The organism is Streptomyces sp. NPDC050759, assembly GCF_044456945.1.
In the GTDB taxonomy this organism is placed as follows: Bacteria; Actinomycetota; Actinomycetes; order Streptomycetales; family Streptomycetaceae; genus Streptomyces.
In genome coordinates this window covers 762144-771781 of the sequence record NZ_JBITGI010000003.1, presented here as the reverse complement: position 1 = coordinate 771781, position 9638 = coordinate 762144, and the positions used below count along the sequence as shown (strand labels likewise).

Annotated in this window: 8 protein-coding genes and 1 pseudogene; 1 reads left to right on the top strand and 8 read right to left on the bottom strand. The window is 70.1% G+C overall.

What is annotated here, in order from left to right; translation table 11 throughout:
* The 5 genes and pseudogenes from ACIBJB_RS13505 to ACIBJB_RS13485 form a co-directional block, all read right to left on the bottom strand.
* Positions 1 to 377 (bottom strand): SDR family NAD(P)-dependent oxidoreductase (locus ACIBJB_RS13505; protein WP_398929812.1); only part of this gene is annotated, 377 nt, incomplete at its 3' end.
* 42 nt (positions 378 to 419) lie between these two features.
* Positions 420 to 1676 (bottom strand): MFS transporter, encoded by a 1257-nt coding sequence (locus ACIBJB_RS13500; RefSeq protein ID WP_398929810.1) that lies wholly within the window; start codon positions 1674 to 1676, stop codon positions 420 to 422.
* 81 nt (positions 1677 to 1757) lie between these two features.
* Positions 1758 to 2288, bottom strand: a complete 531-nt coding sequence (locus tag ACIBJB_RS13495) for a cyclophilin-like fold protein (protein ID WP_398929808.1) — start codon at positions 2286 to 2288, stop codon at positions 1758 to 1760.
* Positions 2289 to 2303: 15 nt separating this feature from the next.
* Positions 2304 to 2969: an SDR family oxidoreductase gene (locus ACIBJB_RS13490; RefSeq protein WP_398929806.1), complete on the bottom strand. Its 666-nt coding sequence runs from the start codon at positions 2967 to 2969 to the stop codon at positions 2304 to 2306.
* A gap of 125 nt (positions 2970 to 3094) precedes the next feature.
* Positions 3095 to 3496, bottom strand: a pseudogene (locus ACIBJB_RS13485) (alcohol dehydrogenase catalytic domain-containing protein); the annotation flags it as partial.
* A 184-nt stretch (positions 3497 to 3680) separates the two neighbouring features.
* Here ACIBJB_RS13485 and ACIBJB_RS13480 point away from each other — a divergent pair.
* A complete protein-coding gene (locus ACIBJB_RS13480; protein ID WP_398929804.1) occupies positions 3681 to 4550 on the top strand; it encodes a helix-turn-helix domain-containing protein in 870 nt (289 codons plus the stop codon).
* An 84-nt stretch (positions 4551 to 4634) separates the two neighbouring features.
* Here the strand turns inward: ACIBJB_RS13480 and ACIBJB_RS13475 are convergent, their stop codons facing one another.
* The 3 genes from ACIBJB_RS13475 to ACIBJB_RS13465 are packed head-to-tail and all read right to left on the bottom strand — an operon-like array spanning position 4635 to position 9634.
* Positions 4635 to 6068, bottom strand: coding sequence for a family 43 glycosylhydrolase (locus ACIBJB_RS13475; RefSeq protein ID WP_398929801.1), 1434 nt, complete (start codon positions 6066 to 6068; stop codon positions 4635 to 4637).
* Between the two features lie 57 nt (positions 6069 to 6125).
* Positions 6126 to 8741, bottom strand: a complete 2616-nt coding sequence (locus ACIBJB_RS13470; RefSeq protein ID WP_398929799.1) for a family 78 glycoside hydrolase catalytic domain — start codon at positions 8739 to 8741, stop codon at positions 6126 to 6128.
* Entirely contained in the window at positions 8738 to 9634 is an 897-nt protein-coding gene (locus ACIBJB_RS13465) for a carbohydrate ABC transporter permease (protein WP_398929797.1), read from the bottom strand. Before ACIBJB_RS13465 ends, ACIBJB_RS13470 begins: the two co-directional genes overlap by 4 nt.
* Positions 9635 to 9638: the final 4 nt, after the last annotated feature.

The following is a 9638-nucleotide window of genomic DNA, read 5'->3' as shown; positions in this document are numbered from 1 at the left end:
ATGCAGGCCCAGACACCGCGGAGGTTGACGGCGTTGACGCGGTCGAACCTCTCGGCGGGTTCCTCGGCGGCGTCGCTGGGCGGGATCTGGACGCCCGCGTTGTTGTAGGCCATGTCGAGACGGCCGAAGGTCTCCACGGTGCGGTCGACGGCGGCGGCGACCTGGTCCTCGTCGCTGACGTCACAGGTGAGGGCGAGGGCCCGGTGGCCGGCGTCGGTGAGTTCCTTCACGGCCGCCTTCAAGGCCGCTTCGTCGATGTCGGTGAGGGCGACGGCGGCTCCGGACGCGGCGAACGCGCGGGCGGTAGCCAGGCCCATACCGGCGCCGGCGCCGGTGACGAAGGCGACCTCGCCGGTGAAGTCGTAGGTGGGATTCACTTGATGATGTCCCTTCAGGGTGTACGCGGATCCAGGCACGAGTCAGTGCTGCGACGGCACCTGCGCGGCCTCGCCGCGTGGCGTCTGCGTGGGCGCGCTGCTGCGGGCCACGATCCGGCCCTTGCCGGACGAGCCGTGGACGGCGAGGGCGATGAGGGGCAGCAGCGTCAGGGCGGCGATCACGGTGCCGACCAGGGGCGGGCCGGTCAGGCCGAGGGAGGAGTCCAGGGCCGTACCGGCGATCAGCGAACCGGCGGCGATACCGGTGTTGAAGGCGGACGTGGTCAGCGACGAGGTGAGGGTGGGCGCGTCGCCCGCGAAGCGCATGGCCAGCGCGGTGACGACCGGGTTGACCGTGAAACCGGTCAGGCCCATGAGGAAGACGAGGAGGGTGGCCGTGACCGGGTTGCCGGACAGCGGGATCATCAGGAACAGGACCAGAGCGGTGGCCGCGGCGGCCGGGATGGTGGTGGCCATCGGACGCCGGTCACCCAGGTGGCCTCCCGTGGTGGTGCCCCCCAGGGCGCCGACGCCGAAGGCGATGAGAACGAGCGGTACGGCGCCTTCGGGGATGCCCGCGCGGTCGGTCAGCAGCGGCGTGACATAGGTGTACGTCGCCAGGACCCCGCCCATGATGAGCATCGCGGCGCCCAGCGCCAGCCACAGCCGCCCCTGCCGCAGAGCCCGGACCTCGGCCCGCAGGGACACCTCGACGCGCTGCTCCCGGGCCGGGATGAAGCGGCCGATGAACGCGGCGCCGAGCCCGGAGAGGACGGCCAGCGCCCAGAACGGGCCGCGCCAGCCGGTGAACTGGCCGGCGAACGAGCCGATCGGCACGCCGACGACGTTGGCCAGGGTCAGGCCGCCGATCATGACGCCCGTGGCGCGGGTGGCGTTGTGCGGTCCCGCGGCGGTGGTGGCGACGACGAACCCGACGGACCAGAACGCCCCGGTGGCCAGGGCCGTGACGACCCGGGCGGCGAGGACGATCGTGAAGGACGTGCTGAGGGCGGCGACCAGATGTCCCAGGCAGAACACGGACAGGGCCAGGATCAGCGTCTGACGCTGGGGAAGGCGCAGGGTCGCCATGGCCATGGTCGGCGCACCGACGATCATGCCGAGGGCGAAGGCGGTGATCAGCAGGCCGGCGTGGGAGACGCTGACTCCGAGGTCACCGGCCAGCTCCGGCAGCAGGCCGGCGACCACGAACTCGGTGGTCCCCATCAGGAACGTGCCGGCAGCGAGCACCCAGACGACGACGGGGAGCTTGCCGGGGGTGGTCCCGGACGCGGAAGGCATACGCGGGGTCTCTCCTTGCGTGGATTTCGGCGGATCGTCGTGGTGACTGAGGCCGTCGCGGCGGTGGACGGACGGTGGGGGTCAGGGCGCGGCTTCGATGGTGATCCGATCGGCCCCGGCAAGCCGGTCGGCGTCGGCGTCGATGTGGCCGAGGATGAGCAGGTCGGCGTTGGCGGAGTCGCCATCGCGGTAGAAGAGGGCCAGGTTGCCCCAGGGCGCGTAGTAGGTCAGGTCGCCGGCCTTTGGGGCGCGCGGCTCGGGAGCGCCCGACGTGGTCAGCCTGCGCGGCAGGTCGGCGATCCGCTCCGTCTGGTGGAAGTCCTTCAGATCCAGTGTGAGCGGGAGCAGTTCGGCGAAGTCGCTGGCGGCGGGACTGCCGTTCAGGGCGGCGTCGACGGGGCGGCCGTCGAGGGTGACCCGGATGTCCATGGCGGTGTTCCTGTCGGACGGTGTGGTGCGTGCCTCGGCCGTCGGTGTCTGCTGCCGGGCGGAGGACGCGGAGGATGTCTTGTGCGGGGTGGCCGGCGAGGTGTCGCCGCAGGCCGCCGCGGCCAGCAGGACAGTGGTGGCCATGGCGGCGCGGGCGAGGACACGGAGGGTGGCCGAGTTCATGGTGTCGTCCGGTCATCAGTCGGGCAGGGGCTCGGCGTAGTGGCGGAAGCCGTCCCGTTGCTGGTGGATGTCGTACAGGCGCTCGGCCAGCACGTCGGGGCTGCTGTGCTCGGCGTCGGGCCGGATGGCGCCGGGGATGATCAGCTGGGCGGCGTGGATGTTCTCCGGGGCGAGCGTGTCGTGGAGCATGCGGGCGTAGGCGCTCTCGGCGGCGAAGGCGATCGAGGTGCCGGCGACGTTCGGGTTGGGGCGTACGGCGCTGCCGCCGTTGACGAACAGGAGGGTGCCGCGGCCGAGTTCGCGCATGCCGGGCAGGACGGCGTGCACCGCGGTGACGGGGCCCTTGACGGAGAAGGCGAGCGGGGCGTCCAGGCCGTCGGCGCTCGTGTCGAGGACCGGCTTCATGAAGTCGGCGCGGGGCACGGGGCTGTACTGGAGGATCTCGACGGCGCCCAGGTCGGTCGCGGCTGCGTACAGAGCCGTGGTCAGCGACTCGATGTCGAGGACATCGGCCGGGTAGCCGCGCGCCTGGACGTCGTCACGGGCGAGGTCGGCTGTCAGACCGTCCAGCTTCTCCGCGTCGCGGGCGATGAGGGCGACGGCGTGGCCGGCGGCTCCGAAGCGGCGGGCGGTGGCGAGCCCGAGGCCGGGTCCGGCACCGATGAGGGCGAAGGTCGTCATGTCAGTCCTTGTGCGAGCGGGGTGGTTGCCGGTCCTGCGGCCGTACCGCGTCAATGCGTCCGCGGGTGTGGACGGGTCTGCGCTCAGGGCTTGAGCAGGGTCTTGATGGCGCGGCGCTCGTCGCCGGACGGGTGCTCGTCGGTGGCGACCAGGGTGCCGTGGGCGTTGGGGATGCGCACGTAGTCGGCCTGACAGGTGCTCATGAACTCGCGGTGCAGACAGGAGGACTGCCAGCCGTTACGGCAGTTGGCGCAGGTGTTGTCCGAGGTCGCGAACGACCCGACGACGAACTGGCCCGGCCTGACGTTGGCGACCTGGCTGCCGACCTCCTCGACGATGCCGACGTACTCGTGCCCCATCGGGTGCGGGTCACCGATGGGTTCGGCGCCGCGGTAGGGCCACAGGTCCGAGCCGCACACACAGGTGGCGACCGTACGGATGACGGCGTCGGTGGGCCGGCTGATCTTCGGGTCGTCCAGGGTCTCGAAGCGCACATCGCCGGGGGCGTGAATGACTGCTCCGCGCATGGGGTCTTCCATTCGGTGCGGGGATCGGTGAGCCGCAGCCGTCGTGAGGAACGCGACTGCTCATGATCGAGCCTCACACGCGAGGGCAGGTGCGAAAAGCGGAGGAATTAATCCTGGGAGGAGAACATCCTGGGAGTAAACTCTCCCCCCTTTCCCGAGTGGAACCGGTGTCATCCTGGGAAGCATGACCGCCAACGTTCCCCTCAACGAGCTGGGAGAATTCCTCAAGAAGCGCCGTTCCGAGCTGAGTCCGCGCACGGTCGGCCTCCCCGAGACGGGCAAGCCCCGCCGGGTGGCCGGGCTGCGCCGCGAGGAGGTCGCCCAGCTCGCCAGCATCAGCACCGACTACTACACCCGTCTCGAGCAGGGCCGTATGCAGGCATCGGCGCCCGTGCTGGACGTCCTCGCCCAGGTACTCCATCTGGACGACGACGAGCGGGGCTACCTCTTCCAGCTCGCCGGCAAGACCACCACCCGCACCCGGCGCCGCGGACGGCAGAAGGTCCAGCCGCAGCTGCAGCGGGTCCTGGACGACCTCACCGCCACCCCGGCCATCGTGCAGGGCCGGCGCGGGGACATTCTGGCCTGGAACGCGCTGGCCGCCGCACTGGTCACCGACTTCTCCAGCATCACGGAAAAGCACCGCAACTACCCGCGGATCATCTTCACCGACCCCGCCATGCGCACCCTGTACGCCGACTGGAAGAGCTCCGCGCACATCGCCGTCGCCCAACTGCGCATGGAGGCCGCGAAGTATCCCGAGGACCCCCGCCTGATCGAGCTGGTCGGTGAACTGTCCCTGCGCGACAAGCAGTTCGCCCGCTGGTGGGGCGACCACCATGTCGCCGCCCGCACCGTGGGCACGAAGACCCTCAACCATCCCGTCGTCGGCGAACTCGTCCTGGACTGGGACACCCTCACCGCCAACACGGACCCCGACCAGAATCTGACCGTCTGGACCGCCGCACCCGGCTCCCCCACCCACGAACGACTGCGCATCCTCGCGTCCTGGGCCGCCGACCAGGACCTGCCCGCCTCCTCCCCCGTCAGCTGACCGCGGCCTGGGGCAAAGGACTCGGGGCGGACCGAGGTGCACGGCCCGCCCCGAGTCCCCGCCGCAAGGCGGTCACCCTGCGCGTCAGACGACCATCCACTGCTGGTTCGCGTCGGCGGTGCACTTCGTCTGGTCCAGGGCCGCGCCGTTGTCGGCCGACGCCCCGGCGACCTCCAGGCACTTGCCACTGCGCACGTTGGCGAAGGTGACGTAGCCGCCGATCACCGCCTTCCTCGTCCACAGCTGGTGCCGGGCCCCGGTGCACGTCGACTGGACGGCCACCGCACCGTCCGCGGTGGAAGCGCCGGAGATCTCCAGGCACTTGCCGCTGTTGACATTGACCAGTTCGTACCTGGAGCCCACGGCGGTGGGCGCCCACTGCTGGTTGGCCCCGGAATTGCAGTTGCCGGAGTTCACCGCCGCCCCGTCGTCCGTACTCAGAAACCAGACGTCCGCGCACTTCGCGCTGTTGCGGTTCAGCAGGTGGTTGTTCGAGGCCCCGAGCGGACCGGCGATGACCGGCCAGCCGCCAGCGAAGGTCACCCGCCGGATGTCGAGGGTCTCCTGCCCGGAGTTGTCGCCGTCGTAGTAGTGGTAGGCGAGGAACGTGGACGGGCCGTCGTCGTACGCGTCGGCGCCGCCGGCGGCGACCTTGGGGTAGGCGCCGGTCAGGACGGTTGTCCCGCCGCCGGATGCCATGTCGGTGCCGTTCTGGTCCAGGTACGGCCCGGTGATCCTGCTGGACCGGCCGACCACGGTGTAGTAGGTGCTGTTGACGCCGCTGCAGCAGTTGCCCTTGGAGCCGAAGAGGTAGTAGTGGCCGCCGTCGCGGATGATCGTCGGGTTCTCGATGCCGACGGCGATGTGCCACAGGTTGTTGTCGGTGGTGGACAACTTGCCCGTGGACCGGTCCAGGACGTGCAGGTACGTACCGCTGCCGGTCCATGAGCCCCAGGAGATGTAGAGCCGGCCGTCGGCACCCTGCGTCACGTTCGGGTCGATCGGGTAGTTGACGTCCGTGACCATGCCCTGGTCGGTCCAGGGGCCCTCGATGTTCCTGGCGGTGGCCAGACCCATCACGGCGTAGTTCGAACCCCAGAGCGAACCGGCGTAGTACAGGTGGTAGACGCCGTTGAAGTACGTGATGTCCGGGGCCCAGATGTTCGGCGGCGTCGCACCGAGCTTTGCGGTGATCCAGGACGGGGTCGACGACCAGATGTTGCCGACCTTGGTCCATCCGGAGGCCGCGGTGCCGGCGCACGTCTTGCGGAGGGTGATGGATCCACTCGGGTTGAGCGGGTCGTTCTCGAATCCGGTGGAGAGGCCGTAGTAGCAGCTGCCCACCTTGATGACGCTCGGGTCGTGCATGCGGAGATCACCGCTGAGTGCCTGTGTGGGGGATGCGGTGATCAGGCCGAGAACGGTCAGGAGGGTGACGACGATCGTGGCGAGGACGGAACGCTGACGAGGTCTGCGTATTCCGGTACGGGACTCATCGGCGGCGTGAGGGCTGCTCATGCGAGACTCCTTTGTTTCGCGGGGTGTCGGGTCGAATCGGCCGGGATCATGAACGGGTCAGTGTGAGCCGGAGCCCGGATACGGGCGTCGGGTGGTGGTGGTCCCGGTCGGCAGGGTGCTCACGCCTCCGTCGGGCCACTCGATCCGTCCGGTGGCCCCCGTGGGCACGGTCGTCTCCACGGTGAGATCCGGATCCCTAAGCTCCCACCGGATGGCCACGCGCCCGTACGGCGATTCGTGGGCGGCGCCCGCCCAGGTGAGGCCGCCGCCCGGGCGTGGCCGGAAGACGATGTCGCGGTAGCCCGCAGTGCTCGCGTCGAGCCCGGCGACGGTGCTGTGCAGCCACTGGGCGACGGCGCCGAGGGCGTAGTGGTTGAACGAGGTCATCTCGCCGGGATTGACGGTGCCGTCGGGCAGCATGCTGTCCCAGCGCTCCCAGATGGTCGTGGCGTCGTGCTTGAGCGCGTACAGCCACGAAGGGCACTCCTGCTGGAGCAGCAGACCGTAGGCGGTGTCGTCATGGTGCGTGGCGCTCAGCGCGGGGGCCACCAGCGGCGTACCGATGAAGCCGGTCTGGATGGTGTGCCCGCCCGCCGCGACCAGTTCGGCCAGGCGGTGTCCCGCGGCGACCCTGGACGCGGCGTCGGGGAGGAGGTCGAACTGCAGGGCGACGGCGTAGGCGGTCTGGGTGTCGCTGGTCATCAGGCCGCCGGGCAGCACATACGCGTCGGTGAACGCCTGTTGGACGCGTCGCGCGAGTTCTCCGTAGCGGTCCCGGTCGTCCTCACGTCCCAGGACGTCGGCGGTCCATGCAACGTGCCGCAGGGACCAGGCGTAGTAGGCCGTGGCGATGAGGTGGCGGTCGGTGCGGCCGGCGCCGGGGTCCTCGGGGGGCGCGAACGGGTCGAGCCAGTCGCCGAGTTGGTAGCCGTGGTTCCACAGGCCCGACGCGTCGGCGAGTTCGGTGATGAGGTCGACCCAGCGCCGTGCGCTGTCGTACTGGGCGGCGAGCAGAGCGGTGTCGCCCGAGGCCCGGTAGAGATCCCAGGGGGTGAGTGCCACGACGTCGCCCCAGCCGGCGCCCGGTCTGGCGGGGGTCCACTGCTCGCCTCCCGGGATCTCGGGGACGTACCAGGGGACGGTGCCGTCCTCGTGCTGTTCGACGGCGACGTCGCGCAGCCAGGAAGCGAGCATGCCGTGGCAGTCGTACAGGAAGGCGGCGGTGGGCGCGAAGACCTGGATGTCGCCGGTCCAGCCGAGCCGCTCGTCGCGCTGCGGGCAGTCGGTGGGAAGGTCGACGAAGTTGCCGCGCAGGCTCCACACCACGTTCTCGTGCAGGCGGTTGACCTGCTCGTTGGAGCATTCGAACCAGCCGGTGCGGGCCATGTCGGTGTGGTGGACGCGGGCGACGATGTCGCGGCCCGGGAAGCCGCTGCCGCGCCAGCCGGTGATCTCGGCGTACCGGAAGCCGTGGAGGGTGAAGCGCGGCTCCCAGGTTTCGGGGGCGCCGCCGCGCAGGGTGTACCGGTCGGTGGACTCGGCGTCGCGCAGGGGGCGTACGCACAGCTCTCCGTCCTGGAGCACCTCGGCGTGGCGGATGACGACGGTGTGCCCGGCCGGACCGGACACGGTGATGCGGACCCTGCCGACGAGGTTCTGTCCGAAGTCCACCAGGAGCCGGTCGCCGTCGAGAGCGGTCACCAGGACAGGGGTGATCTCCTGCGTGCAGCGCACCGGTGGGCCGGTGGGTGCGACCAGGGTCGCCCGGTCCCGGTCGACGATGTCCACCGGTGACCAGTGGCCGTCGTCGAACCCGGGACTCGACCAGCCGGGCCGTTCCTCGCGTGCGTCGTAGGTCTCGCCGTCGAGCAGGCCCGAGGAAAGGATGGGGCCCTGGCCGGCGCGCCAGGAGGTGTCGGTGCCGACGACGGTGACGGTTCCGTCGCGGTGGACGATCTCCAGTTGGGCGAGGAGCGCGACCCGGTCGCCGTAGAGGTCGGCGTGGCCGCCGCCGAAGCCCAGCCTCCCGCGGTACCAGCCGTCGGCCAGCCACGCGCCGATGGCGTTGGCACCGGCGCGCAGGTGCTCGGTGACGTCGTGGGTCTGGTAGCGCAGCCGATGGTGGTAGCTGGTCCAGCCGGGCGCGAGGGCGTGGTCGCCGACCCGTCGGCCATTGATCTCGATCTCGTAGAGGCCGTGGGCGGTGACATACAGCCGTGCGCGCTCGATGTCCGCGCCGGCGGTGAACTCCGTGCGCAGCAGGGGCGGTCGGCGCTCGGCCACCGACTTCGCTGGTCGGTGTGGCTCGTGCGGCGAGATCGCGCGGGCCGTCCAGTCCGTCGGTGTCAGCAGGCCCGTCTCGATCCGCAGCGGTGGACTCCAGTCACTGGCCGCCTGGTCGGTTCCGCGGACCCGCACCCGGAGCTCACAGGCTTCCCGGGACGTCAGTGGCCGCAGGGGCCAGGGGACGAGCACGGAGTCAGGCGAGGTCAGCCAGTCCGTGCGGTACGTCCCATCGGCGCGGGTGGCCTTGAGTTGGTACGCGTGCTGCGTCCAGCCGACAGGTGCTGTGGTCTTCCAGGAGATCCGGGGCGACGACTCGCCGATGCCGATTGGCTCCCGGTGATGTTCCACGGTCGGGACGGCCACCGCGGGTATCCGCTCGTCGCTCATCCCTTCACCGCCCCGGCGGTCAGGCCCTTGATGATGCGCTGGTTGATGAGCAGATAGAGAACGAGGGCGCCAACGACGTTGATGCTGATCGCGGCGAACAGCGGCCCGTAGGCCGTCTCTCCGTACTGACCAGTGAAGTTGAGCAGTCCCACCTGGACGGTGCGCAGGCTGTCGTCGGTGGTGAAGGTGAGCGAGACGAGCAGGTCGTTCCAGATGAAGAAGAACTGCACCAGCGCGACCGTGAAGACGGCGTTGCGGACGACGGGGAATCCGATCCGCCAGAACGAGGTGAGAATGCTCGCCCCGTCGAGGGTGGCGGCCTCGAACATCTCGCGCGGGACCGCCCGGAAGTAGGTGGCCATCATGAAGACGGTGAGCGGGAGGCCGACCGCGGTGTAGGTGATGATCAGCGGCCACATCGTGCCGGAGAGCCCGCTCTGGAAGTACACCCGGAACAGGGGCAGCAGGATCATCTGGCTGGGCACCATGATGCCCAGCAGGAAAACGAGGAGGACCTGGTGGCGTCCCCGCCAGATCATCACCTCCAGGGCGAAGCCGGCAGCCGTGCCGAGGACGATGATGAGCGCGAGCGAGGGCACGGTGGCCAGGAGGCTGTTGCGGATGTAGAGGCCGACGTTCCCGCTCGTCCACGCGTCGGCGTAGTTCTGCAGGTCCCACTTCCTCGGCAGCGACCAAGCGGGGTCGTTCACGAACTCGGACTGGGTCTTGAAGGAACTGAGCACCAGCCACAGCAGCGGCGTCACCTCGACGACCACCAGCAGGGCGACGAGCAGGTTGCGCGTCAAGCGCCGGGCATGCGCCCGCCCTCGGACGGTGGCCGGCCGCGGGCTGGGCAGGAGTTCCCGCGGTGGTGCCGTCATCGTGTCGGTCATGGAG